The sequence below is a fragment of the Pseudovibrio sp. Tun.PSC04-5.I4 genome (assembly GCF_900104145.1).
Taxonomy (GTDB): domain Bacteria; phylum Pseudomonadota; class Alphaproteobacteria; order Rhizobiales; family Stappiaceae; genus Pseudovibrio.
In genome coordinates, this window is sequence record NZ_FNLB01000001.1 from 291,627 (window position 1) to 317,811 (window position 26,185).

General features: G+C 50.3%; 17 protein-coding genes and 3 pseudogenes. 10 read left to right on the top strand and 10 right to left on the bottom strand.

The features are described 5' to 3' along the window. The 4 genes from BLS62_RS01335 to BLS62_RS01350 form a co-directional block, all read right to left on the bottom strand. Positions 1-900: an alpha/beta fold hydrolase gene (locus BLS62_RS01335; RefSeq protein WP_093175701.1), complete on the bottom strand. Its 900-nt coding sequence runs from the start codon at positions 898-900 to the stop codon at positions 1-3. After that, positions 897-1,991 (bottom strand): patatin-like phospholipase family protein, encoded by a 1,095-nt coding sequence (locus tag BLS62_RS01340; RefSeq protein WP_093175704.1) that lies wholly within the window; start codon positions 1,989-1,991, stop codon positions 897-899. The genes BLS62_RS01335 and BLS62_RS01340 overlap by 4 nt, the downstream gene beginning before the upstream one ends. Positions 1,992-2,174: 183 nt before the next feature. After that, positions 2,175-3,896 carry an amidohydrolase gene (locus tag BLS62_RS01345; protein WP_093175707.1) on the bottom strand — a complete coding sequence of 574 codons (1,722 nt, stop codon included), beginning with the start codon at positions 3,894-3,896 and terminating at the stop codon, positions 2,175-2,177. A 74-nt stretch (positions 3,897-3,970) separates the two neighbouring features. After that, positions 3,971-5,371, bottom strand: a complete 1,401-nt coding sequence (locus BLS62_RS01350) for a cytochrome P450 (protein WP_093175710.1) — start codon at positions 5,369-5,371, stop codon at positions 3,971-3,973. A 371-nt stretch (positions 5,372-5,742) separates the two neighbouring features. On the opposite strand from BLS62_RS01350, the gene BLS62_RS01355 reads away from it, so the two are divergent. From BLS62_RS01355 to BLS62_RS01375, 5 genes are all read left to right on the top strand, one after another. Beyond that, positions 5,743-6,162, top strand: coding sequence for a hypothetical protein (locus BLS62_RS01355; RefSeq protein WP_093175713.1), 420 nt, complete (start codon positions 5,743-5,745; stop codon positions 6,160-6,162). A 173-nt stretch (positions 6,163-6,335) separates the two neighbouring features. Further along, complete coding sequence (gene cyoA, locus BLS62_RS01360) at positions 6,336-7,262, top strand: ubiquinol oxidase subunit II (RefSeq protein ID WP_093175717.1); 927 nt, start codon at positions 6,336-6,338, stop codon at positions 7,260-7,262. After that, positions 7,256-9,253, top strand: coding sequence for a cytochrome o ubiquinol oxidase subunit I (gene cyoB, locus BLS62_RS01365; RefSeq protein WP_093175720.1), 1,998 nt, complete (start codon positions 7,256-7,258; stop codon positions 9,251-9,253). Before cyoA ends, cyoB begins: the two co-directional genes overlap by 7 nt. Further along, a complete protein-coding gene (cyoC, locus tag BLS62_RS01370) occupies positions 9,250-9,858 on the top strand; it encodes a cytochrome o ubiquinol oxidase subunit III (RefSeq protein WP_093175723.1) in 609 nt (202 codons plus the stop codon). The genes cyoB and cyoC overlap by 4 nt, the downstream gene beginning before the upstream one ends. 9 nt (positions 9,859-9,867) lie before the next feature. Further along, positions 9,868-10,167 carry a cytochrome o ubiquinol oxidase subunit IV gene (locus BLS62_RS01375; protein ID WP_093175727.1) on the top strand — a complete coding sequence of 100 codons (300 nt, stop codon included), beginning with the start codon at positions 9,868-9,870 and terminating at the stop codon, positions 10,165-10,167. Between the two features lie 184 nt (positions 10,168-10,351). Here the strand turns inward: BLS62_RS01375 and BLS62_RS01380 are convergent, their stop codons facing one another. Next, positions 10,352-11,572, bottom strand: coding sequence for an autotransporter domain-containing protein (locus tag BLS62_RS01380; protein WP_159436453.1), 1,221 nt, complete (start codon positions 11,570-11,572; stop codon positions 10,352-10,354). 459 nt (positions 11,573-12,031) lie between these two features. Continuing rightward, complete coding sequence (locus BLS62_RS32730) at positions 12,032-12,199, bottom strand: hypothetical protein (protein WP_348271855.1); 168 nt, start codon at positions 12,197-12,199, stop codon at positions 12,032-12,034. On the opposite strand from BLS62_RS32730, the gene BLS62_RS32735 reads away from it, so the two are divergent. Continuing rightward, the gene (locus tag BLS62_RS32735) at positions 12,122-12,412 is read left to right on the top strand and encodes a hypothetical protein (RefSeq protein ID WP_093175735.1); all 291 of its coding nucleotides are present in this window, start codon (positions 12,122-12,124) and stop codon (positions 12,410-12,412) included. The two genes, BLS62_RS32730 and BLS62_RS32735, sit on opposite strands and share 78 nt — an antisense overlap. A 696-nt stretch (positions 12,413-13,108) precedes the next feature. Here the strand turns inward: BLS62_RS32735 and BLS62_RS01390 are convergent. Together BLS62_RS01390 and BLS62_RS01395 are read right to left on the bottom strand one after the other, a co-directional pair. Beyond that, positions 13,109-14,707 carry a methyl-accepting chemotaxis protein gene (locus BLS62_RS01390; RefSeq protein ID WP_159436454.1) on the bottom strand — a complete coding sequence of 533 codons (1,599 nt, stop codon included), beginning with the start codon at positions 14,705-14,707 and terminating at the stop codon, positions 13,109-13,111. Between the two features lie 346 nt (positions 14,708-15,053). Then, on the bottom strand, positions 15,054-16,301 hold the full coding sequence (locus BLS62_RS01395) for an SAM-dependent methyltransferase (RefSeq protein ID WP_093175743.1): 1,248 nt from the start codon (positions 16,299-16,301) through the stop codon (positions 15,054-15,056). A gap of 425 nt (positions 16,302-16,726) precedes the next feature. Between BLS62_RS01395 and BLS62_RS01400 the strand changes: the two genes are divergently transcribed. Further along, positions 16,727-17,983 carry an Hsp70 family protein gene (locus tag BLS62_RS01400; protein ID WP_093175748.1) on the top strand — a complete coding sequence of 419 codons (1,257 nt, stop codon included), beginning with the start codon at positions 16,727-16,729 and terminating at the stop codon, positions 17,981-17,983. A gap of 385 nt (positions 17,984-18,368) precedes the next feature. Further along, a pseudogene (locus tag BLS62_RS01410) lies at positions 18,369-18,803 on the top strand (transposase); the annotation flags it as partial. Positions 18,804-19,276: 473 nt separating this feature from the next. Here the strand turns inward: BLS62_RS01410 and BLS62_RS01415 are convergent. Next, a complete protein-coding gene (locus BLS62_RS01415) occupies positions 19,277-19,966 on the bottom strand; it encodes a hypothetical protein (RefSeq protein WP_093175758.1) in 690 nt (229 codons plus the stop codon). Between the two features lie 707 nt (positions 19,967-20,673). Here BLS62_RS01415 and BLS62_RS31965 point away from each other — a divergent pair. Continuing rightward, positions 20,674-21,175: pseudogene (locus tag BLS62_RS31965) on the top strand (transposase); the annotation flags it as partial. 13 nt (positions 21,176-21,188) lie between these two features. Further along, positions 21,189-22,399: pseudogene (locus tag BLS62_RS01425) on the top strand (IS1182 family transposase); the annotation flags it as partial. A gap of 422 nt (positions 22,400-22,821) precedes the next feature. Here the strand turns inward: BLS62_RS01425 and BLS62_RS01435 are convergent. Continuing rightward, positions 22,822-25,701, bottom strand: coding sequence for an autotransporter family protein (locus BLS62_RS01435; RefSeq protein ID WP_159436455.1), 2,880 nt, complete (start codon positions 25,699-25,701; stop codon positions 22,822-22,824). Between the last annotated feature and the right edge of the window lie 484 nt (positions 25,702-26,185).

The following is a 26,185-nucleotide window of genomic DNA, read 5'->3' on the forward strand; positions in this document are numbered from 1 at the left end:
CTAAGTGTGATGGGCAAACTGCTCCATAAAGCGGCAAATCGCATCAAGGCTTCTGGGCTCATCTAAAATAGGGCAATGACCACGCTTGGGAACCTCCACAGACTGCATGTTCGGAGCCATCTCTTTCATAGCCTGAATCGTTACAGGTGATGTCACATCCGACAGTTCACCCCGTATAGAAAGGACAGGAAGGTTCAAATCAGCAGCGCATTTATGAGCGATCCATAAATCCCGCGGCGCCTCCACGTTTTCTGCAAGTGCTTTCCCTAGATTGTCATCGTAACGGTGATGCCACTTGCCATTTTTGCGGCCATACATGGACAGCGCCATGCGCTCCCACTTCTCCTCGGGCAAATCTACAAATTGATTGCAAACGTGAGACTTAACGGTTTTGACCACATCGCTGAGCTCCTCTTCATCGGAAAGATGTCCCGCATAGCCAAAGATACGTGACATGCCGGCCATCTCAATCGTCGCGCCCAGATCATTCAATACAGTCCCTGCCAGCATGTCCGGGTGGTCCTCCACCATCAACATTGCAAGCAGTGCCCCTAAGGATGACCCGAGCAGAACCACAGGTTTTTCGCCTGTGTGCTTCCAGAACTCGTAGATATCGCGAATGTAAACCAACGTGTTGTAGTTGCTGTAATTGGGGTCGTAGCCCGAGAGGTCACGTCCCCGCAGATTGATGGCGTAGATCCTGTGCGTTAACCCGAGTAAAGACGCCATGGCGTCAATATCACGGGCACACCGGGTGAGGCCCGGCACCGCAATAATAGCAGGGCTGTCTGCTTTTCCTTTGCCATAAACGCGGTAGTTGAGTTTGATGCCGTCGGAGGTTTCGAACCACTGGTTCTCATAGTTACCGCTGTCGTATTTACTCTCATCAACTTCACTCATGAGGCTTTCCGTCTTTCTTCCGGGTGTGGTCTGTGTTTTGAGTGAATAGCCTCGGTCAAATGACCGGGATTAGGATCTTCAATGATGGTGGAGATCCGTTCCTCGAAAGTGCTAAGCGACGTTTCCGCAGCAATATATCCAGCTTCCATACGGGCTTTGATGCTTGCAGGATCAAAGTCAACAACACCACTAAGCGCATTATGCTGAGCAGAAATGGTCACCACATGAGAGATGGCCCGCATCCTCATAAGCGATTGATAATGTATGCAATCTCTGAGTTCTGCGTTATCTGGGACCATGTGATCCAGATCCCACAACATTTTGGAAAAATGCTGTGCGTTTTCATGACCGTCCATCATTTGCCAGAATTTATCCTCATAGACCAGCTCGGTCATACGGTCGACCGCCTCGTCAACAGTGGTTGGAATAATCCCTTCTTCGCAGAACAGTTCAATCACAAAGATCGGCATATGGGCAATCTGATGTTCGTCCAATGTCCGTAACAACGAGCGAATTGGAGTGTTGTCATAAAGACCCCCATCCCAATAGTATTTACCATCCACTTCCATTGGAGGAAAGCCCGGTGGCAGGCTTCCGCTTGCCATAATATGTTTAGCTGTCAGGACATCATCGCGATTTGAAAATCGTTCGATCTGCCCCGTCGCCACGTTGGTCGCGGTGATGATAACACGCGTTGTATCGGGCTGGTTGAGACGGTCGAAGTCGATGAACTTCTCCATTGTCTCCAACGCAGGTGTAATGTCATAGATGCTGGCGTTTTTCTGACCACTGAATGATGGGGGGTGGAGCTTAAAAAAGCGGGGATGCCCAAGGCTGGCATGGAGGAGTTTATGGCTGGAATGCCACATAAACCCGGGGGAATGACCAAGGTGATCCCAGAGGGCATGAAGCGTTTCTATTGGGTCACCCAGCTTTGGCGCGGCCAGCACTGCGGCGTTCAACGCGCCAATGGACGTGCCGGTAATAACTTCCGGCTCGTAACCCAACTCGTAGATCCGTGTCAGGGCACCTGCTTCATAAGCACCCAAAGCTCCACCACCTTGCATAACAAGGCCAATTTTTTTCGTCATCTTCCGTCCTTCCGAAAGTGGAATCCTAATAAAATCCTCCCCCCCGGAATTCCCAGGACTGTTGCCAGACCGTGAGAAAATGACGCGCAGGTGGCCAGCCCGATATTGGCCATCTGCACTATGAAAACCTAAAGTGCCAACCTCTAAGAAACGCATAAGGTTGACGTGTAAATCGGTGCCTTTCTAACCAGTAGTTTGCGGTGCCTCACTACCAGTGATCAATTTCCAGATGGATTTCAGCGCCAGTTCAATCTTAAACCAACTAACAAAGCGGGTATCAATCGGCTGACCATTGCGGATGGTCAGGGTCGGGTGGATGAGGCGTAACCCCTCTGGTCTCATGACTAGTGGGTTGCCGCTGAGGAGCGTGAAATCCGCGCGTTTGCCAACCGCTACACTGCCCAGAATATCGTCCTGCCCAAGTTGCACAGCCGCGTTGATGGTCATCGCCTTAAGCGCTTCGTTCAAGGTGACAGCATGATCAGCACCCACCACCGTTTTGCCGCTTCTGGAGGTGCGGGACATCGCGGTTTCCAGCGTACCAAGCGGGTCCAGCGGGGTTGCGGGGTGATCTCCGTGGAAGGTTACAACAGCACCAGCATCTTGCGCATGGCGAACGGGCAAATACCGCTCCAATCGCTCTACGCCAAACAGGTTTACCAGTTGGTCTCCATAATGACTGATATGATCCACAAAGAAGCCAAGAGACACACCAAGATCGACCGCTTTGTTGATCTGTTGCTTGGTAATGAGTGCATTGTGTTCCAAGCGGTGTTGAATATCGTCACGCGGATCTTCAGCTTGTACGACTTCAATCGCTGTCAAAGCTTGTTCAATGGCCCGCTCTCCTTGCGCATGGAACGCAACTTGTCCGCTGTTTTTATGAACCATACGCAGTTTCACCAGCAAATCTTCATTGCTCATGTTGAGTGAACCGGTGTGTCCAACAGCAAGACCGAGGCGTTCCTGCACCAATTCGGAGGCCTCATAGGGGTCATTGGTTGCTGCACCTCCAGTAAACGGAGAGCCATCCAACCAGAATTTCGCTCCAAGAATGGAAAATCGGTCATCCCCACCAAACCGCCAATTGGGTAACTGATCCTCCAATAAGTACACATAGGTGCGAATTGGTGGGTTGTCCTCCAGCCCAATCCTTTGCAACAGACCAACCGGATTTGGGTGGCGACCCACAGCCCCCGTCACACCAATGGTGGTGTAGCCTGCTTTGGCGTAATCCGCATATTGCTTGCGTACCAGCAGCTCAACGGCCTCATCAGACGGCGCTGGAATAGCAGAGACAACGCGATTAACCTCCTCCAACTCCCGCAACATTGGCCCTCGGTTTGGATCAATACCGGCCTCTTTCAAAGCAGCCGTGTTGGCGTACCCCTCATGAAGCATCTGGGTGAGGATGAGCAAAGGTTTATCCGGAGAAATTGCGTCCAGCTCTGCCAATGTAGGTGGAGACAGGTCCGGGATTGCGATCGGATCCCAGCCATAAGCCAGCACCCACGGTGTGAGGCTGAAGCTGTTGGCCGAATCTTGTAAAGCCTCCATCACCTGCATACGGTTGTCGTATTTGAAGCTGCTGATATCGATAGCTGCCCCAAGCAGGGCAGAGGCAATGGGGTGGGTGTGCGGTTCAATCAAGCCAGGTATCAACGTGCCTTTGAGTTGCACCACCTCAACATTGGCGAGACTTTCCAGCGAGCGAAGGTCTCCCACAGCCATGATTTCATTGCCATCTACCAGAACCGCCTGCACTTTCGGGTGCTCGGGATCCATGGTCAGCACTCTGTCTGCGGTTAGGATATATTTTTCCGGATAGGTTTGCGGCAGAGCGTACCAATAGTAGCCTGCAGCAACACCTATAACGACGACAACCAACCCAGCAATCCAGCGCATACGACCCCTCCACTTACCTTTAGGGAATGATGCACATTCTCGCGGGAGATACCACCCGAGACTTCCTATGCCGATTATTGGGCTTGGTATTCCGAAACATGGCCACGCTTGATCAGCTTACATTTAATCTCAGATGCAGATCTGAGAGAAATTCCGGTTTCCGGATAAACCTCCTCCGAATTGATGGTTTTAAAGCTGTAATAACGGGTCAGCCGTGCCAACAACAACGTGGCTTCAACGGTCGCAAAACTGGCACCGGCACACACCCGCGGCCCAATGCCAAACGGCATAAAGGCTCTGGTCATAGGGTCATCATTGCGTTCAAACCTGTCTGGGTCAAAATAATCAGGATTATTCCAATAGGTGCGATGCCGATGCGCAACCCACGGAGAGATAATAATAAGGCTCCCCTGCGCCACCTTATGGTCTCCTACTTGCGTTTCCTCTGACGCCATACGGGTGAGAAACGCGATAGGTGGATAAAGCCGCGTGGTTTCGCGGAAAACATTTCGCGTGAACTTCAGCCTTGGCAGGTGCTTGTATTCGATCACCTCACCGCTGGTCACGTTGTCCGTTTCCCGGCGAATGCGTTCCGTATAATCAGGCCGTTCGGAGAGGATAAAGAACGCCCAGTTCAAAACCGCTGAGGTGGTTTCATGTCCCGCGAGAAAAAACGTAGCAATATGGTCAACCAGCTGCTCCTTGCTAAAAGGCATACCGGTTTGCGGATGGCGTGCATCCATCAATCTTTGGCACATATCGTCATGCTGGCCATGGCGATCTGCCGTGTGTTCATCCACCAACTCCCTCAGGGACAGACGGATCTGATCTCGCAAAGCAATGGCTTGCTTCGGCATGGCCCGTTTCGTTTCACCCGGTGCACCGCGCAGGATCATTTTCCGCGCCCATGTGGTGGTGATGGACTGATAATGCATGGCCAGCGAAAACACTTTACGGGCCCTGATGCTATCAATGGGATGAGTAAAAATTGTCCGAAAAAGAATATCGGCCGTTAATCGGCTCATTTCCTCCTGCAGAGAAAACACTTTGTCAAACTTGGCGACCTGATCCAGATGCGCCAGAAACTCCGTACAGGCATCCTGAATATGTTTGTATGAACTTCGCACGCCAATGTGAGAAAACACCGGCGCAATCATCTCGCGCTGTTCCTCCCATTTCGGCCCACTGGCGATAATCGTACTGTCCCCAATCACCGGCCTGAGCGTATCCACCATCACATCTGATTTTGGAAAAAACAGGCGCTTTTCGACCAGCACCTCATTCACCAGTTTCGGACAGTTAACAAGGTAACAAGGTCGCCGCGTAAAGCAGATCCGCTCCATAGGACTGTTAAAGAAATCCTCGGGGATCAGATCAAGAACGTTCCGAGACCAGAAAAGACGGAGCAAGCGCAAGCCTCGCAGCGGCTTGCAAGGCGTTGGTGCAGGCGGTTTATAGAGAGCCGAAACAGGCATGGGCTGCTGCCTCTTTGCTGTTTGTTTTACTTGCATGGCTCGCGCTGATTTTGTGTTTTATGCGCTGACTTTTGAAACGCAAAAGAACTTACGAAAACGCAAAAAAACCGAAAACCTTTCAAAATCCACGCAAACACAATTTTTCCTATTATTTTTCTACCACTTAGCCCTCTAACATCGACATAATGAAACCCCATAAAACCGTTGACCCGCGTTCATCAATCCGCAAGCACCTTGCCAGTTAGTCCCCCAAAATATTTTGCGACCATCGCTTAGTTGACCATTACGTCAATATGAGTTTGACTGGTTAGTGCCCTACAATTTCCGGTTGTCGAGCGGGAATAAAGGGTGAGATGAGGGAGGACAAATATATGAGCACTGAGTATTCGGCTGGCTTGCAACAGTGGCTGGCACTAATGGAAAGCGGCAAAGACCTGCAAAAACTAACGGGCCTGATTGCTAAGGACTGCGTGTTTTACAGCCCTGTGGTGCACACTCCGCAGCGTGGACAACAGATCACCGTCATGTACCTTTACGGCGCTGCGCAGGTGCTTGGCGTCAACAACTCCTTTAAATACACCCGTATTTTAGATTGCGGCGAAAACGCGGTGCTGGAATTTGAGACAGAAGTGGACGGCATTCTCATCAACGGGGTCGATATGATCCATTGGAACGACGAGGGTCTGATTGACGACTTCAAGGTCATGTTGCGGCCCTTGAAAGCGGTGAACATGGTGCACCAAAAAATGGGTGAAATGCTGGAAGCTCTTAAAGCACCAGCAAAAACATAGGACCAGTTTGAGGGGATTGCGGGAACAGATTTAACTGTATCGCGATATCTCCGGGGCTCCCTTCTCCCGAAATATAGGGGGTCTCAGCTCGTCTGAGCCTAGGTTTAAAGCTTCTGTAATCCCCGCGCTCTTGAATGATCCCCGTAAGGTCACCAATCCTGCGCAGGACACCGATGAAACGTTCATTTCTAAACATTTTCAAATGGGGAATAACTCCGCTGATCGTTCTGCTTCTCCTGGCAGGTTGCGGATTGCAGACTTCCCCTGTGGCGGACCCCAAGGGTCCTATCGCACTGATTGAACGCGATCTCCTCTACACTGCATTTTTCATAATGCTGATCGTTGTTATTCCCGTGTACCTGATGGTTTTCTGGTTCATCTGGCGGTATCGCGCCAAAGGGGGAACCGGCGAATACAAGCCAGACTGGAACAAATCCGTCATTATTGAGGTGTTCGTCTGGTCTATTCCAGCTTTGATCATCATCACGCTGGGATACCTGGTCTGGACTTATTCCTACAAACTAGACCCGTATAAGAAGATCGCCACGCCGGAAAACACCATAAATGTGCAGGTCGTTGCGCAGGACTGGAAATGGCTTTTCATCTACCCAGAACTCGGCATTGCCTCCGTTAATGAACTGGCCTTCCCCGTTGATAAGGCCGTCAGCATGAGGCTAACTTCGGATACGGTCATGAACTCGTTCCTCGTGCCCGCACTGGGGGGACAAATCTATGCCATGGCGGGAATGACCAGTCAGCTCAATCTGATGGCAAGTGAGACAGGCTCCTTCCGTGGGCGCAACACCCAGTACAGCGGAGACGGCTTTGCGATGCAATTTTTCCAAGCCGTGGCCATGACGCCAGAAGAATTTGCGGCGTGGGTTGCGAAAGCCAAAATGCATCAAAAGCCGCTCACGACTGCTGCCTATGAACAGTTGGCCAAGCCAACTATTGGGCATGCCGTCGAATACTTCTCGTGGGTCAAACAAGATCTCTTTGACGATATTTTACGCAAATACGCCAAGCGCACGCCTCCCCCGCTTCGGAGGCACACACCCGCGCCTGCTCTACCATCATGCGAGGGGGATAAACCATGCTAGGAAGACTAGGGTTTGACTCCCTGCCGTTTTACAGCGCCATCGCCGCGGGCGGTGCCGCCGTTACCGTTCTGGGCGGACTGGCCATCTTCCTCCTTGTCACCTATTTCGGTAAGTGGCGGTATTTCTGGGAGGAATGGCTGACAAGCCTGGACCATAAGCGCATTGGCATCATGTACATTGCACTGGCACTCGTCATGCTTGTACGCGGGTTTGTGGACGCATTGATGATGCGCTCACAGCAGGCCATCGCCCTTAACAATGATGGATATCTTGCGCCCGAACATTTCGATCAGGTGTTCACCTCCCACGGCACCATCATGATTTTCTTCATGGCCATGCCGTTCCTGACCGGACTCATCAACATCATCGTACCGCAGCAAATTGGCGCGCGGGATGTGGCCTTTCCGTTCATGAACTCCATCAGCCTATGGCTGACAGCTGCAGGCGCTGCACTGGTGATGGCATCCCTCGTGGTTGGCAAATTCTCGACAGCGGGCTGGACAGGGTATCCGCCCTATTCCGGTGCAGAATACAGCCCCGGTGTTGGCGTCGATTATTGGATCTGGGCGCTGCTGGTGAGTGGTGTGGGCAGCACCATGACGGGGGTTAATTTCATCGTTACGATCATAAAGTGCCGTGCCCCTACCATGCGCCTGATGCAGATGCCATTGTTCACCTGGACCACGTTATGCACCAGCATCCTGATGGCATTTGCTTTTCCCGCCCTAACAGTTGTTGCCGCCATGCTTGGTTTGGACCGCGTTCTCGGGTTTCATTTTTTCACCAATGGTTCTGGTGGAAATATGATGAATTACGCCAACCTGATCTGGATCTGGGGTCATCCTGAGGTTTATATCCTCGTGTTGCCCGCTTTTGGCATCTACTCTGAAGTGACTGCAACCTTCTGTCAGAAAAAGCTTTTTGGTTACACCTCACTGGTTTACGCAACTGCAGTTATTACCATTTTGTCCTTCTCGGTCTGGCTGCACCACTTCTTCACCATGGGCTCCAGCGCCAATGTGAATGCGATTTTCGGCATTGCCACCATGATTATCGCCGTCCCAACGGGTGTAAAGATTTTTGACTGGGTGTTCACCATGTACAAGGGGCGGATCATTTTTCACCCCTCCATGTTATTCACCATTGGCTTCATCATTACCTTTGTGATTGGCGGTGTTTCCGGGGTGCTCTTGGCAATCCCTCCCGCAGATTATCTGATGCATAACTCCACCTTCCTTGTGGCACACTTCCACAACGTCATTATTCCCGGAGCCGTGTTTGGGTACTTCGCGGGCTTCCAGTATTGGTTCCCCAAAGCAACCGGTTTTATGCTCAATGAGAAATGGGGTGTGCGCACATTCTGGTTCTGGCTCATCGGCTTTTACCTCGCCTTCATGCCGCTCTATGCCCTTGGTTTCATGGGCATGTCCCGCCGTATGGAACGTTACGACATGCCAGAATGGCAGCCCTACCTCATCGTCGCAGGCATTGGCGCACTCTTCGTTCTGGCCGGGATTTTTTGTCAGGGTATGCAGCTCTATGTGAGTATTCGTGACAGGGCGCAGAACATGGATGTCACTGGCGATCCCTACAACGCACGCACGCTGGAATGGGCAACATCCTCTCCGCCTGCCGAGTATAACTTTGCTAAAGTGCCGGAGGTTCAGGACCTTGACGCCTTCTGGGATATGAAACAGCGCGGCATCGCTTATGCCCCTGCGCGGGACTACGAGGACATTCACCTGCCCCGCAACAGTGGCATCGGCGTGTTCCTTGGCGGGTTCGGTTTCCTCATCGGCTTTGCGGTCACCTGGTACATCTGGTGGCTGGTCGCCCTTTCCTTCGTTGGTGTGCTGGCGTGTTTGATAGTGCGCGCCTCGCAAGATCATACATATTTCCTTATCCCCGCTGCCGAGGTCGCCGCCATAGAAAATACCCGCCTTACAGCACTTAAAGGCCACAAGCCATCAGAGGGGGATTTCTGGTCATGACCACCTACAGTCCCAAGACCACACGATCCCCCGGACCAACGGAAGACACGTTAGATATCAGAGACTTCGGCTTCTGGCTCTATCTGATGACGGATGCGATCATCTTCTCGCTTCTGTTTGCAACTTATGTTGTGATGTTCCAGAACACCGCCGCAGGGCCAGTACCCATCGACATATTCGACATCAAACATGTCTTTGCAGAAACCATGCTTCTCCTCCTTTCAAGCGTCACGTTTGGTTTTGCGTCCCTCGCCTCTATCACCGAGCATAAAGGCCGGGTGATTTTCTGGCTGATCGTGACACTTGTGTTCGGCTCTGGCTTTATCGCGCTGGAACTGGCTGAATTCATTGGCATGATCAACTCCGGTGCGAGCCCGCAGACCAGTGGCTTCCTGACCTCGTTCTTCACGCTGGTGGGGACACATGGGGCTCACGTGAGCCTTGGTATGATCGGCATCATGGCCATGATCGGCCAGATTATCCTCAAAGGGCTTACTTCACCGGTAAAATCCCGGCTCCACCGCCTCGGCCTGTTCTGGCACTTTCTGGATATCGTCTGGATCGGCATCTTCTCAATCGTCTACATGCCCGGCTGGCTTATTTAGGAGAAAAAGATGCACCCCCAAACTCACAGTGCAAAGAGGCTCATCACCGGGTTTATCCTCGCTTTACTGCTGACGTTTATAGCGTTTGCAGCCGTGTGGACCATGGCCCTTCCGGTAGAACTGACCTTCGGCATCATCGCAGCCACAGCGCTTATTCAGGTCGGCGTTCACCTGCATTACTTTCTGGGCATCGACAGCAGAACACCCATCGAGAACATTCTCGCCATGAGTTTTGCAGGTGTTCTGATTTTCCTGATGGTCGGCGGAACACTCTGGATTATGTTCGATCTTTACGAGCGGATGATGTGAGTAAGTCGCGTTGCTCAGTTTCTTAGGGCGTGGAGATCATTATACCGTCGCCCAAACAGTTGCCCCCAGCCCGCAGCCTGAGACCAATCCAACACGGACTGATAGGGATACTCTTTCCATTCAAACAAACTGGTCGCCTAGCTTAGCAGCAGCGAACAGGGCATAGCTACAGATCCCGAGGGGATTAAAACAACATGGACAGCTTTGCGCTTAGGATTCCTGCCAGGTTTTGGCCGTAGGTTGCCCGTGACACTGTGCCTCCAACACGTACCACCGGCCCTGCCTTAAACTGATAGGTGAGCTCTGCACCAGCAGATGGGCGAAACGCATTGCGCTTTGCAAATGCAGCTGTAACATTAGCCGATGACCCGCCGGAATACAAGATCTCAGAGGCATCCGCGTAAAGGTCAGCCTCCGCTGAAACGGTACCGGAAACACTCAGCTTACTTGTAACCGCGAAAGCGCTGCTTAAACCAAACTCAGCTACAAATTCTTTTTGTGTAACACCTGCAAATGCTGCAGGTGCATCCAGTGCGGCACTCTCAACATAGCTGCCGCGTTCGCTGCGGATGAAGTAACCACCTGCAAACGGAGAGACTGTCAGGTCTGAACCCAGCTGATAATCATAACGCGCCTGGACGCCTGCACTGATAGAGCTTACATCTGCATCGCCCTGATCCTGTTGCACATTATCCAGTCCGTTACCACGAATGAGCGTATAAGTTGCCCTGGTAAAAGCTGCATCTGCCCGCAAGCTGAGGCCATTCATCCGGCCTTCAGCAAAGCTGTATTGAGCAAACACACCAGTGCCGCCACCAACACCAAATTTGCTGGCCTGCTTTACAGTATCGATACGTTGCACACTCGCGTTGCCACCAAACTGGAGGTTATCGCTCAGGCGCAGTGCGCCGCTGGCCAGAAGTGCATAGCCGTTGCCGCTCTGGGCATCTGGACCTTGCAAACTGGCAAGCCCCTGCACACCAAGGCTGTAGGTTTTGCCAGCAGCAACAGGGGTATACTGTGCGCGCAAAGCTTTTGTCTGTGTGCCAGATTGCTGAACGAGACTAGCAAGATCAACGGCTATTTGCTGTTTGGAGACCTGCACATTTAGCAGATCCTGCATCTGAGTAGCGTATATGAAGGGACGGTCTGTTCCGGCATTATTTGAGGCAGTACCAATGATGACAGAGCTATCGCCGCTCACAGCATTTGCATAGGGTTTTCCAGCATTATTCGTAGCTAGGGTTCCAAGGTCAATCATACCAGCGGCATCGGTGTATTTGAATGCCTGAGAATTGCCTGTCTCCGCTTCTGCCTCACCGGCAATAATCACCCCATCCGGGCTAATAGCACGCGCACAGGAACGACCGGAATTATCTGCTTTATATGTCCCAATGTTTACCAACCCGTGGCAACGGAGTAAAAATATACACGTTTCACATAACAATCGAATGCAGCGGCTCCCCGGCACTCAGCGCTGCGGAGGCGAAGATCAGAGAAGCGAGAGACACACTGGCGGATAATCTAAGCGACAGGTATCTTGAAGTGGCGTAATATTAAATGTTCAAATAGAATATGAAGTTAAGTAATATTATAAGAAATCCGCGGCGCAATAGAAACGACTGTAAATAGTTACTATTTATAGAGTAAACACAATCAATTGAACTTAGGGATGCCATGAATTTTTGGCTAATAATAATTCAGGCAGTACCGCTCTTCGTGATGATCCTAATAGTGTTCATCGTAATTTCGGAGCGAAAACCGTTTAACAGACACGATCTCGCGTCAATACTTCCGCTTGGTCGAGAGCACCATGTACTCAACCCCGCTCGATTAAAACTGGTCAGAAACCTTTGCTATTGGCCTATAGATTTGAACCTTTACAGCCTTCGCTCCCGTTTTTGTAAGGCAAATGCGAGTTCGCGGCCCGGTTGTTTAAACCTTTGTGTGACCAGTGTTCAACATCTGGCATGACCGCGCATTTCGCAGCACCGTAAGATCTCAGTTTGTCAGTGACCATCCGTTTGGGCACGGCGCCTTGCTTCCTCAAAAGATCGATAAGCAAACGCTTCGCGGCCTTGGTATTGCGTTATTTTTGAAAAATTTCACCGAGCACATGGCCGTCCTGATCAATGGTGCGCCCCAAATTATAGTCCTCGCTTTGGATCATGATCACCATTTCATCCAAAAGCCAGACATCGGTAGCGCTGGCTTTCTTTCGCCGCAGCTACCGGATATAAGCTAACACAAGCTTGATGCACCAGCGGCGAATGGCTTCATAAAAGACTTCAATACCGCGTTCAAGAAGCATTTCCCCCACTTCTCGCCGGCTGATGTGAAACGATGGAAAAGGCAAACAACGTGGGCGATAATTTGAGAGGGAAACGGTGACGCTTATAGCTAGTCGGAGCTGAGGTCGCGTGCTAAGCTTAACGATCATTGCTAATGTGAAAGTTAAGTTAAATCACCGTGCCTAGACCTCAGGCTGAAACCATTCCCACCGAGTGTGGCCTGGATAGACTTACTATTCAAGAAGGTGGCAGAATGGCTTGGCAACAGCAGACCGAATACAGTCCGCGGGTGCGGGGTGAAACCATAGTGAGGCGCTTTAAACAAGTGGCCGACCTACCCTCAGTTCCCGAAAAATTGGCATTCAGAGGATAGATGCGAAAGTTGGTGTCTTCGTTCTTAATAGGATGACAGTCATGAGACGTCCGGCATTCGAGCGCATTTATATGTCTTAATTTTACGGTTAAAGGCTACCTGTAAGCTAATTTCGAATTACACAACAACATCAAGGCCAAATACCCGTCAAAGACGAATTGGGCAACACGGCCTGGCAGCACCCATCTCTGGCATCGCATATCATTAAAATAAGTTGGCACAACACCTGCTGCATTATGCCAACTCCAAGTTTACCATATCAAGCAGTTAGTTGATGCTATGTGTTTCGGACACCTTCCAGAAGAGTATCAACAATTTGCACTTGCTCCTGTGCATTCTTGTTTAACTGATTACAGGCGTGGTGTACGTGTTGAGCCGAATTGTTGGTTTCATCAGCCGTTGCGTTGATTTTACTCATATTCTCTGCAACTCCTTGTGTGCCGCAGGCCGCTTGCTGAACATTGCCGCTGATTTCATTTGTGGCAGCGCCTTGCTGCTCCATCGCCGCCGCAATTGACTGAGAAAACTCGTTGATCTCGTTAATTGTACCCGTGATTTCTGCAATGGCCTGAACAGCGTCCTTGGAAGAACCCTGGATACTCAAGATCTGCTGAGAAATTTCCTCTGTCGCCTTTGACGTCTGACTTGCGAGCTCTTTCACTTCTGAGGCCACAACAGCAAAGCCTTTACCGGATTCACCAGCTCTGGCAGCCTCAATCGTGGCATTCAATGCAAGCAGATTTGTCTGCTCAGCGATGTCCTTGATGAGAGTAACAACGTTTCCAATTTTTTGTGCGGCGACATCCAGACTAGCCACCTTATCGTTTGTCGCGATAGCAGCTTCAGAGGCATTGGAGATCGCCTGTGTTGTTTTGCTAACTTGTCGGGTTATCTCTTCGATGGAAGCGGAAAGCTCTTCAGAAGCTGATGCAACAGTTTGAACATTCGTTGAGGCTTCTTCAGCCGCTGCTGCTGCTGACGTTGTTTGAGCTGACGAATGCTCTGCTATTTCTGTCAGGCCATCAGCTGTTGAAATCAGTATTTCAAAATTCTTCCCAATATCGACGTTAAGCGCGGCCATACTTTCAGAGAAAGCGGCGATTAATTGGACTGTCTTTTGTTCGCGCCCTGCACGTTCTTCTGCGGTGACGTTGGCTTGTTCCTGAAGCTGCTCACGCTCGATAGAAAACTGTTTGAACTGGTTCAGGGAGCGGCTCAACTCGCCAAGCTCATCCTTTCGCTCAAGGCCAGTGATTTCTGCACTGAGATCACCCTGCGCCAAAGCTTTGGTTTGAGAATTAAGCGCCAGGAGCGGTTTGACAACCGAACGGATTACGACGACTGCAAGGGCGATTGCAAACAGAGCGAGTATGCTGGAGCTGGTCAAAGCTTTCCAAGCTGCGGAATAGAAAGCAGCATCAATATCTTCCAACAGAACACCAGAGCTAATCACCCAGCCCCAAGACGCAAACATTTGGGAATACGCGAGTTTTGGCTTAATCTCCCCATTGTTGGTTGCGATTGTATAGCTGGTGAAGCCACCGCCATTCGTGCCCTTAATTATCAAGTCACGTACGTAGTAGTCGCCGTTTGTGTCCTGAGTGTTATAGGAACTTTGACCCTCTTTTTCCGGGTTAAGCATCGACAAAACTCTGTTGTGGTTTTTGTCGGTTATGAAGAAGTAATTATTCCCCTGATATCGAACTTTCCGCAGTTGCTCGATGGAAAGCTTCTTTGCCTCCTCCACGGAAATAAGACCTGCTTTAGCATCTTTATATTTTTGGTTTATTTGCGCAATAGCAATTTCAACGACGCTGTTTAACTCCACGCGTTTTGTTACTTCAAGATTATCTTGAAGGTTTATTAGAGAAAGCAATACAATCCCAAATAAACTAAGTGTAAACACGGTAATAACTGCAGATAGTTTCTTAGATATTGACATATACTTAATGTTCATTTCATTTTTATATTGCTTGTTAGATGTATTTATTCTCGCGCTCAGTACTACTTATTGTTAATTTGCGCTAGCGACAAATATTCCAAAAATAATAACAACTTTTTATTGCAGTATGAGCAGCAGAATCTTTCGGAAAAAATGAAATAATTTTAACGTAAAAATACGCATTAAATGGGTCGTGTGGCATAAAATGGCCGCGCTTGTCCGTCCCGTGTTCGAGTGCGTAATCACGACATGAGTTTAATGAGTAAGGGCGAGCTGTAAGTTAATTTTGAATTGTGGAACACTGTCCCTCTGCTACACCATTCATGGTCCGTTCGTTGTCGACGATAAAGTCACGAAGGATCGACACTGCATCGCGTTCCTTCGACAACAGCAGCTGAAATACCATGTTGGAACCGTGAAGGAAGCCCAGTTCCACCGCGCAAAGATAAAACTCCCACATCCGGCAAAATGCCTCTTCGTATAGGTCCTTAGCTTCCTCACGGCGTGCTTCGAACCGCGCTCGCCAATCGCGGATGGTGTAATAATAATGCAACCGTAAAATCTCGGTGTCACACACCCAAAGGCCAAGCCGTTCCGTTGAGGCAAAGACCTCTGACAAGGCCGGAACATATCCACCCGGGAAAATATACTTGCGAATAAAGGGCCCTGTGGTGCCAGGAGGGGTCATCCGCCCAACCGAATGGATCACCGCAAACCCCTCATCGGTCAAACACTCACGAATCTTGCCAAAGTATGCATCCAGATGACCAATCCCGACGTGCTCCATCATACCAACGGAAATCACCCGGTCGAATCTGCCTTCAAATTCGCGGTAATCCTTCAGCACGAACTCAACACTGTCTTCAACACCAGCCTCGGCAACCCTCTGCTTGGCGATCGTCACCTGCTCCGGTGAGACATTAAGCGAGGTTACTTTGGCACCGGCCTGCGCCATGCGAATCGCGAGTGAACCCCAGCCGCCCCCAATCTCGAGAACTCTCATACCCGCCTTCAAGTCGAGTTTCGCCACCAGATGCGTGAGTTTGGCATCCTGAGCCTGTTCCAGACTGTCATCAGGCATGCGATAGTATCCGCAGCTGTAATTCAGCCCATCATCCAGAAACATCCGGTAGAGGTCCGTAGACAGGTCATAGTGATGGCGCGCCTGTGCTTTGGCGCGTTCCACGTTGTTCTTCTGTTGATGACGCCGGATTGCCTTCCACCCCTTGCGCAGCAGGCTTTGGACCGGGTGCGCGCCAAGCGGTGCGCGGTTGATCGAGAACAGGAACATGAAATCATAGCAGGATGATCCCTCTTCCATGGTCAGTGTGCCGTCCATATACGCCTCACCGGCGGCAAGTTCAGGATTCAGGAACAAGGATCGATACAACTTCTTGTCGTGCAACCGGATTGTCACCGTAGGACCGTCGTCACCTGATCCAAACGTATGCAACATCCCGGCTACATCAAATACACGCATCTGACCACGTTTGACAAAAGATCGCAGCAAACTCGACAACAAACGCATCAATCATGCCCCCCAGCACAAACAGCTATTTCCAAAACAGAAAATCAAAAATAGTTCGTTGGCATTCCCGGAATATTCCAGCAGATTCTAGCCAATACATGGAAATAGTGGCTCTGAAATTAATGAACAACAGAACAAGAACCTAGTGTCCTATTGGTTCTTGTCGCAATCCTCAGAATTTCCCCATTATATTTAATGGTCACTCTCCACTAGTTTGCTTTTAAGCCAGTTTTCTCCCACCACCCACAGGGATATCCAAATCCTCAAAATTTTCACTGGTAATCCCATAGAACAGCGTGTATCTAGCTCGGCCCTCCTTAAAAACTTGGAGGTGTACCCCTGATATTTACCTATCCGTATAGTCAGAAATTCTGATTTACAGCGGGTTCGTTTTGCTTGCCGGATGACACTTGGAGAGACCGAGAATGAGCATTGCATATGCTGGTATTGATTTTGGAACCTCCAACTCAACTGTGGGCGTCTTCTCTGGGGCCCTGCCAGAACTGATAAATTTAGATCAGGGTAACCCCGAAATGCCATCCGCTATTTTCTTCAATTTCGAAGATGAACAGATCGTGTATGGTCGACAAGCGAAGCAAGAATACATCAGAGGCGACGAGGGGCGCCTTATGCAAGCGCTGAAGAGCATACTGGGTACTTCGCTCATTCAAGAGAAGACGGCTGTTATGGGCGGTCGTATGGCATTTAGAGACATCATTGCCTTGTATCTGCGCCAGTTGAAGCACAAGCTTGACGCTCACTTGAACGAAGACGTGACAAAGGTCGTTCTAGGCCGCCCGGTTCACTTTATTGACGGCAATGAAACCGCTGATAAAGCAGCGCAGGATACGCTAGAAAGCATTGCCCGCCAGGAAGGCTTCAAAGATATTGCCTTCCAATATGAGCCAATTGCTGCGGCACTTGCATATGAACAAACGGTCGCTCAAGAGGAACTTATTCTCGTGCTTGATATCGGCGGCGGTACTGCCGATTTCTCCATTATCCGCGTATCACCAGATCGGAGAAACGCACCTGACCGTAGCAATGATATCCTAGCCAATACCGGCGTACATATTGGCGGTACAGATTTCGACAGGCTTTTGTCGATGGCACAGGTTATGCCTCAGCTTGGTTATAAGACTCTGACTAAATGCGGGAAGCGCGCCCTGCCATCGAAGTACTATTTTGATCTGGCAACCTGGCAATTTATCAACCAGCTCTACGCTCCTAACATCCTGCGGGAATTGAGTGAAGTTCGCCGGGAAGCCGCGCAGCCCCATCTGGTGGAGCGCCTTCGTGAGGTTATTCGCGCCAAAGACGGCCATGCTCTCGCAACACGGGTAGAGCAAGCCAAAATTGACCTATCCTCCGCTGACATCGCCACAGTAAAAATTGAGCTGGAAGAGGAAGATGTACTGCTGGAAATGTCAACCACTGAGTTCCGTGCAGCAATAGATGCATCAATTTGCAAGATCGAGCAAACCATCAACGAAGCATTGAGCAACGCAGGTGTAACGGGCGACCAGATCAACAGCATGTTCCTAACCGGTGGAACAACACGCATCCCCTTATTGCGTCGCCATTTTCAAGAATTATTGCCAAATGCAACCATCGTAGAAGGTGACGTTTTTGGTGCCGTCGGCCTAGGCTTAGCTGCGGACGCCCGGCGTAAATTTGCCTAGGAATGGACGGAATATAACGAAAGCCTGCGCCGGCACGGTGACATAGAAATCTGGATCGATGTCAGCGTCACAACGAGCTGGTTTGCTTCGCCTGCCAAACATCGTGGTCGCCCTCAGAAGTTCTCAGATATTGCCATCGAAACCTGCTTGCAGTTGAGGGTCGTGTTTAGCCTTGCGCTGCGGCAGACACAAGGATCCGTGCGCTCCTAGCTTGGATTGATGGGACTTAATCTGCCGGCCAGACTTTTCAATCCTTTCCTGTCGCGCCAGTGGCTTTAAGCTTTCGAGCCGCTAGCAAAAAGCCCAACCAGGGCCAAGCCAACTGGCGGTCGACAGCACGCGGGCGGAGGTTTTCGGGGCCGGAGAATGACAGAAAACTAAGCGCCGAACCTGGCGAAAATTGCATCTTGGCCTGTATCTGGAAAGTCGCGAGATCCAGTGTGCGGAGCTGACTGACGAGCACATTGGCGATCTGACAGCCCTACCGGATTTACTGGATCAGGTTGAGGATCCGGTTGCCCAGTTTCTTGGTGATGGGGCCTATGATGGCGAACAATGCCGAATATCCCTAGCAAGCCGCTTTGAGGACGTGGAAATCATTATTCCGCCGCCCAAAGCAGCTACCCCCAGCACGCAGACTGAGACCAATCCGACACGAACTGACAAGAATATTCTTTCCATTCAAGCAAATGATCGCATGGCTTGGCAGCAGCGAACAGGCTATGACCACCGGTCCCGAGAGGAAACCTTGATAGGTTGCGGCAAGAAGGTGATCGGGCCACAATCAAATCTCGAAAGTTTAACAAACGGTTTTACATAAATTGGTGGCATCAACCGCACCTAGTATCCCAGCTTAGTAATTTCACGGCCCCAATAATGCGATGTAGCACACCTCTCCATCGCAACCAGACAAGTTGGGTGCTTGTTTAATGTGGAAAGAATTTTGGACCGAGAAATTTTTCACGAAAATATAACGGTTCCATCGCTACTTGCGCCATAAATTTGAAAACCGTTCCTCGCCAAATCAACTTTAACTATTGCTAGTTTAGTCGTAGATGCTCTCCTGAGATTCAAATTAACGCCTACCAGTATGGCAGGTATTTGAAGCACCGGCGTGGGGCATCCATTCCATCAGGACAGCTTCAAGAGGTATGCACGATAAAACAGATTAGAGTGCGCGTATGATCCTGATAAAAGGCGGCGCACTCTAACCCTCGTCATGCTGCAAAAACTGCCGATTGGTACCCGTCATGCACTTAGGATTCTATTCCCTAAGAGTAATAAAGGCTTCTCTTAGGCAGACGCCTTCTCCGATAGCCTCTCCGGGGCAGCCCATGTCCCATTATCTTTCATGGTGATGTTGATGACATCATATCCACCAGTAAAGTCACAGAGGGCGGCATTTTCTCCTTTTTCAGTGAAGTCCATCACCGTTCCCGGTGTGTAGTCGCCTGTTGCTACGTAGAATTGCAATATTGGTTCACAATCTACCGCAACACTCGCTTCTGCTGGGATAAAATTGGAGAGCACATTAGAGCCATCTCCAGTCTCAACCGCAGACCCAACATTATAATGTTTGTTCGGAGCAAAAGGAGGAACGTAAATCCGGAATGCTCCTTTTTGAACATCCTTATCAAAAACGGCATTGGATAGCCCTAATGGATCTAAGGTTGCTTTTGTACTATCGGCGGCGGTCCCCTTTATTGGGGCAATATCAATCTTTACAGAGGATGTTTCATACCCAGAAGATTCGCCAACAACAGGGGTACTATGTGCTTGCTGAAGACCAGCGTGAAATTGCATATTAACCTGAAATGTTAATAGCTTTTCATTATCAGGGGTGCTGGGCGCTAATTCCTGAGAGTACGCACTGTTCGTATATACTTTTTGTCCCCCGACATAAATCGCAGGTTTTTGAAAAATAAAGAATTTTCGGGGAGTTGGTGTTAGATTTTTGACATGTATAGTCAGTAATGTTGGCATAGAACTTCCTCCGACTATTTTAATTGCTAGATAAATTTTGCTTCTAGCTATTGAGATAATAGGGTTTATTAATATACGATATTTACTGGATAGGTTTTAGGATATATTAGTATTTTAGCTAAATTTATTGTGACTACTTTTAAGAAAAAATCTATTTATTGTGAGTTTACATATCATTATTTTGTATTTTACTTAACTAACCGCAGTCGGCCGATGAGATCACATCCGTACCCTTATTAACTACAATGACGGAGGCCCTGCGGATTAGACAATCTAGCAACCGGGCAACAAAGCAGGAAAGACTGGCTTCACAATCCGTCATCCGGTCTCATGAGACCTGATATCAGGCCATTTCCTCAGCTATGCTGAACGCCACAACACCCTCTGGTTTGGTTCCAAGAACGGTGACGCGTTCCCCGAAACGGGAATAAGAGCAGCAGTCCCAAACTGCTCTGTACTACGTGCAACAGTTATCCCAAAAAACAAGGGTTCCGGGTTCCCAGCGGATACGGCAATTAAGCGCCTGTTCACGTTCTACAAACCTAAACAACATATTCAGTATTGCGTTACTTTCATCATCAGAAAGCGATGGAATATGTGTGGTAAAACCAGAATTGACAAAGATAGCTGGCTCAGGGATTTTCGACAGGTTGTATAAGTGGATTTTGCTCCTGAAACTGGCGTGACGCCTAAAGCAGGAGACCTGTATAAGCAGAGGTCCCCACTGGTCCCATAGCCCGGCTTTTAAAGCGAAAGTGGCGCTTACTGCTATTCGCGGAGAGAAGACCTTAAGTGAACTAGCTCAGGACTTTGACGTGCACGCAACCAGATCAAACAGTGGAAAGAGCAGGCCCTTGCGGCGATGCCAGATGTGTTTGGGGCTGATAAACAGGCTATGCAGAAACCTGAAGTCGACATCAAACGGCTGCACGCCAAAATTGGGGAGCTGGCTTTGGAAACCGATTTTTTCGGACTTCGAAGGGACCATGGCCCCAATGGGGCCGCGTAAGTTCGTAAGAAGGCGCTCACAAAAGCAAGCTTGCTGAGCACCAAAAGATGATCGACCATAAGCACAAACTCTCGGTTTGCCGTCAGGCCAAAGCCCTAAGCCTATCCAGAAGCGGTGTTTACTACCGGCCCCGTCCGGCCTCACTGGAAACGCTTGCCTTCATGCGCCGGCTGGATGAACTTCATCTGGAATATCGGTTTCAGCGCCGCAACTGCGACAGGAAGGCCCGGTTATCATCCGGCGGTTTTACGGAAGATTTATGTTTACGGTTATCTCAATCGCATTCATTCGAGCCGTCGGTTAGAACTGGAGGCAGGTCGCAACGTTGAGATGATGTGGCTGTCCGGTCGCCTTGCACCAGATTTCAAAACAATTGCGGATTTCCGGCGCGATAATAGCAAAACGATCCGCAAGGTATGCAGCCAGTTTGTGAGGCTCTGCCGTCAGGTCGGTCTTTTGAACGGTGACACTGTTGCGATTGATGGCAGCAAGTTCAAAGCGGTGAACAACCGGGATAAGAACTTCACGTATGCCAAGGTGAAGCGACGAGTGGCAGACGTTGAAACCAGCATTGAGCGCTATCTTTCTAAACTGGATGCGGCTGACCGCAATGAGCCTGCTTTGCCTGCAGCCAAAGTTGTTCGTTTGCAGGACCGTATCATTAAACTCAAAGAACAGATGGAGGAATTGAAAGTCATCAATGCCCAAGTGCAAAAAGCACCGGATGCCCAAATATCGTTGAGCCACCCTGACGCACGCTCTATGAGGCATCCAGGTGGCGGCATTGTCGGTTATAACGTACAGACAGCCGTTGATGTTGAGCATCACTTGATTGTGGCGCACGAAGTGACCTCATCGGGCAGTGATCGAGGGCAATTGGTGGCGAAGAGATCACGGTTGTCGCAGATCGAGGATACTATAGCGGCGAACAACTGCTTGAGTGCGCCAACAATGGCATTACCACCCATGTGCCTAAGCCGCTTACATCAAGCGGTATCAAACGCGGGTTTTTCATCAAGCAAGATTTTATCAACGACACCAGGAACGATGTTTATATCTGCCCGGCAGGTCAGAGCCTGACCAAGGGTGCCCATCGGTCAGATCGTCAAGGCTACATCAACTTCTACCGGCATCTGCCAGCCTGTTCAAACTGCCACCTTAAGCCACGCTGCACGAGCGAGAAATTGCGCCGCATCCCACGTTGGGATCAAGAAGGTGTGCTGGATGAAATCGAGCGCAGGTTGGAAGGAAAACCTGACGCCATGCGGATCCGCAGAACAACGGTTGAACATCCCTTTGGAACATTGAAAGCTTGGATGGGATACACCCACTTCCTGACCCGAACACGAGAAAAGGTCGCCGCTGAGATGAGCCTCCATGTCCTGGCCTATAACTTCAGATGGGTCCTCAACATCATCGGGATCGCCCTTTTTGATGGTCGCGTTGAAGGCATAATTGGACCGGATAACGTTATTCATCACCTGGAACCCGCTATCAAAGCTCCTGCTCGATCAAACAGAGGCCAGATGACACAAATTACGCTCTTGGAATAGAAAAACGCCAAAGTAGAGCCTCTAAGCACTCAGACAAATGCGTTTCCACACAGCCTCGGCTCTTCACGTTAGAAGCGACTAGTTACGCAAATTGATTTTCACATCACAGTGAAGGGCTGATTCTTCCGCACCTTGTAAATGGTCCACGCTGAAGAGAATTTCCGTTTCCCATCCCGGTGTCAGTTTAACACGAGAACAATCAGCAATTGAAAAAAACTTCGGCTGAGGTGCTCTTATTCCAGAGTAAATGGTAGCGTTGATCATAGAGAGCATTTTGGCGGAAAATATCGAAATTAGAACCCCCAAGTTAAGCTGGCCTGACCTGCGGAGACATGAGTATTCTGGGCAAGCTCTCCGAAATAGGAGAGGCCCACCGTCACGTTGGGGCTGATTTCCAAGTTGGTGCCCACATCAATCAGGGCTGCATTTCTGGCAAGCGGCGCCCCTGAGGCGGTAAATTCTGCACCTGTTGTCCCGGCAAAGGCCAGCGCTGCTTCTGGTCTGAGATCGCCAAAAGCATATTGCCAAGCGAGCGAAACATGCAGTTTCAATGTCTTGTTAGTCATAACCTTACGGCTGGTTGCTATCCTGAAACCAAGCGACGAATATCCCACGTCCGAATTGCTTGACGACCCCATGAGCGCTGCGTCCCCGCCGCTTTCGTTGAAATCCTGTGTGTTGAGATGGACCCAAGCGAGACCTGCGAAAGGCTCCAGAGCAACGCCTTGGTACGCTGCGCCGTATGCAACCTCACCAAATAGCTGACCAGTACCAGCCCGGTAGTCAGCTTCGACAGTATCAACGTAGCCGGGAAAGCTTGCCGAACGGTCGGTATCGACATAATTCAAGCTATAAAGACCACCTGCACGCAATATTACGGCTCCAATGTCCTTGCTGGCATAACCGCCAATCAGTCCTGTTTGGACCTGTGCCGAACTTGATAGGCCGTTACTGTCGGTGTCGGAGTAGGTATACCCGAAGGCCAAGCCAAAATTCCAGTCCTCTGCGGTCGCAATGTCAGTGCCAACGATAAGTCCGCCCAAGCCTCCACTCACATCTGACGAATTGCCATTGCCATCAATACTGCCCCAAGAGGCAATCCCTTTTGCCCAGATAGTTAGTCCCGGCGCAGATGACGCGGAGGCGACCACCGGCGCATCACCGTAGTTGAGCGTGAGGTCTACATCAGAAACGTTGAAACTGGAGTAGGATATCTGTCGTAAGCGCTCAAGCAGTGCCTCGCGTCCTAGCAAGGCCTCCTTGATCAGAACTGATTGCTCGCTTGCGTAAAGTTCACCCGAAAGCGCGTTTAAAGACGCCGGAAGTTGATTTTCTGACAATGCAAACAGCGCGGCGTTGAGGCTGTCTGGAATACCACCGCCGGTATTGAACGCCATGTCGAGTGCATTGCCAACCGCACCTTGATCGCCAGTAAGGCCAGAAACACTGCCCATATCTGCCTCAAGCTCAAGTGCAGCACTGGTATCGGTGTAGGCGAGTGATGCTGTAACATAACTCGGCATGTCGATGGGGGCGAGTGTGAACGTGCCCGTCAGTTCGGTGGCGGTCAACAGCGTATAGGTTCTGGCCAAGCTGCCCTGTTGGAAAATTGGGCTGAGCGTTCCAGCGAGCCGCGCAGCATCGCCGATGTGTAATTCATCGTTGCCGCCGCCAATGCGCAAAGCCAGTGTTCCAATCGCAGTTTGGGCGAATAACCCGCTGATCTCATGGTCGGTCTTCGCCCCGCTGCCAGTGACGCCAAACCAACCACTGTTCTCGAAACGAGCTTCTGCATCATTCAAGACCACAACACGCCCGTCGATACGACCGGTATTAACAACGGTGGTGCCACTTGTCCCATCCGCAAGAATGGCAAAAGCGCTGGACGCTGCGTTCAGTACGCCATCATTGAGAAGTGTCCCTACGGTTCCGAGCGTGCCGTATGTTCCAACACGAGAACTCCCAACAAACTTCACGGCAGCACTGCCGTCACCGTTGGCTGAGACCATCCCCTCGTTGGTAATCACGCTAGAGATGTTCGCGCTGATGGCGATGCTGTTTTCGCCGCTCACAACAATGCTGCCGTCGGCGGTGTTTAATACATCGTCGCCCTGCATGGCCTCTATCGCCACGCCAGAGTCCGTGCCAATTACAAGAGATGTAACGTTGGTATAGAACGGCGTGTAGATTGCCGGGATCTCGAAGCTATAGCCATGTGTTCCATCTGCATCCGTGTAGACGCCAATGATCTGACCTTGGTAAGCGGAGTTGGAAGATGTCACGTCAGAGCCGGGGATATCAAAATCATACCAAGTCAAATCGCCATTCGCAGCAATATGTAGGACGGTTGAGTGGGGTGTTCCATCCGCTTCAAACCAGTCCGCAACAAGGTTGTATTCGCCTGCTTTTCCGGCACCGGTGATACCCTCAAAATGCGTAAATGCTGCGCTTGGGTGATTGTAGGTTTCATAGGTGCCGATGCTCATATCGTAGATATAACCGTGTTCGAAACCAGAATCTTCACCTGGCCCCAGGTCAACATCGGCGTACCCGCCAGCGATTTTATCGCCATAAACGCCATAGGCAGTCGTGCTTATTGGCGAAGCATTGCCGCTGCCGTTGATATTCAGCGTATCGTAATTACCGGTACTCATGTTGTATATGAAAGCGCTGCCCGTGGAGAGGTGCTCATCATAGTTCCCAACGGCGTAGCTGCCGAAATTGCTGTGAGCGATAGTGAACTTTGTATCATCGGTCGGATCGCTCAGCGTGGTCAGTTCCTCGCCCGGTGTTGCTGCTCCGTCATAAAGATACCCAAGATCAACGGGCGATGACGCCGTAGTTTTATAGCTGCCAACCACGCGCAAAATGCCTAATTGAGAGCCAAAACTGGGACCGTACGGCGAGGAACTGAGAGCGCCCGGATAATTGCCCTCGGAGGACGCATCAATTGGAAATTGCGTCCACACCATCGTGTCCTGACTGTACAAAAGCCCCGCTGTACCACCTGAGATGACGTAATTGCCAACAATATTATCTCCGCGAATACCAGTGAGAAACGTACCTGTGGTCCCAAAGTCCAACGTAGTCCAAGGGTTGGAATTCAAGTCCCAGTTCACAACGTCTTCAGCTGCCTGAGATGCAACCGACCAAACACCAAGTGTGCCAGCCAATAAAGTGCTCACGAAACATGTGCGCACATGCATGAAGCGATGGTGAAATGTTGGTTGCCACACATGCATTTCCTCCGCAGTCGCTGTATTACCAACCCTTTCAGAAATTAGTTCAAGCCTGCATTAAACCCCTTGTAATTATTGATTAGGGCTAGAAGTCAGATGCTTATCCTTTAATACCGGCAACCTGAATGAGATCGCCCTGAAGTTAAAACTTCGCTCTGGTTAGGCTTGTTCTGAGCCAAGACAAACGGTAGATATGATCACCAAACGACATATGAATATGCATTTTGGTGAAAACGGTCCCTCAAAAAGTTCAGCGTAGGGTTTCGGCCGCTACCGAAATCGACCCCATCTCCCTTATTCCCATAGCTAAGGGATTTATCCATATGGCTGTGATCATCGACTAGCATTCGCGAAAAGTGTTGCGGCGGAAACTGTCCAATTCCACGGAGGTGGCTTTTTGTATCAACTTTGCGACACA

Excerpts from the sequence above, each read along its gene's own strand:
- cyoB (WP_093175720.1), top strand. The coding sequence starts at position 7,256 with ATGCTAGGAAGACTAGGGTTTGACTCCCTGCCGTTTTACAGCGCCATC.
- BLS62_RS01340 (WP_093175704.1), bottom strand. The coding sequence starts at position 1,991 with ATGACGAAAAAAATTGGCCTTGTTATGCAAGGTGGTGGAGCTTTGGGT.
- cyoC (WP_093175723.1), top strand. The coding sequence starts at position 9,250 with ATGACCACCTACAGTCCCAAGACCACACGATCCCCCGGACCAACGGAA.
- BLS62_RS01345 (WP_093175707.1), bottom strand. The coding sequence starts at position 3,896 with ATGCGCTGGATTGCTGGGTTGGTTGTCGTCGTTATAGGTGTTGCTGCA.
- BLS62_RS01375 (WP_093175727.1), top strand. The coding sequence starts at position 9,868 with ATGCACCCCCAAACTCACAGTGCAAAGAGGCTCATCACCGGGTTTATC.
- BLS62_RS01355 (WP_093175713.1), top strand. The coding sequence starts at position 5,743 with ATGAGCACTGAGTATTCGGCTGGCTTGCAACAGTGGCTGGCACTAATG.
- BLS62_RS01335 (WP_093175701.1), bottom strand. The coding sequence starts at position 900 with ATGAGTGAAGTTGATGAGAGTAAATACGACAGCGGTAACTATGAGAAC.
- BLS62_RS01400 (WP_093175748.1), top strand. The coding sequence starts at position 16,727 with ATGAGCATTGCATATGCTGGTATTGATTTTGGAACCTCCAACTCAACT.
- BLS62_RS01415 (WP_093175758.1), bottom strand. The coding sequence starts at position 19,966 with ATGCCAACATTACTGACTATACATGTCAAAAATCTAACACCAACTCCC.
- BLS62_RS01350 (WP_093175710.1), bottom strand. The coding sequence starts at position 5,371 with ATGCCTGTTTCGGCTCTCTATAAACCGCCTGCACCAACGCCTTGCAAG.
- BLS62_RS01395 (WP_093175743.1), bottom strand. The coding sequence starts at position 16,301 with ATGCGTTTGTTGTCGAGTTTGCTGCGATCTTTTGTCAAACGTGGTCAG.
- cyoA (WP_093175717.1), top strand. The coding sequence starts at position 6,336 with ATGAAACGTTCATTTCTAAACATTTTCAAATGGGGAATAACTCCGCTG.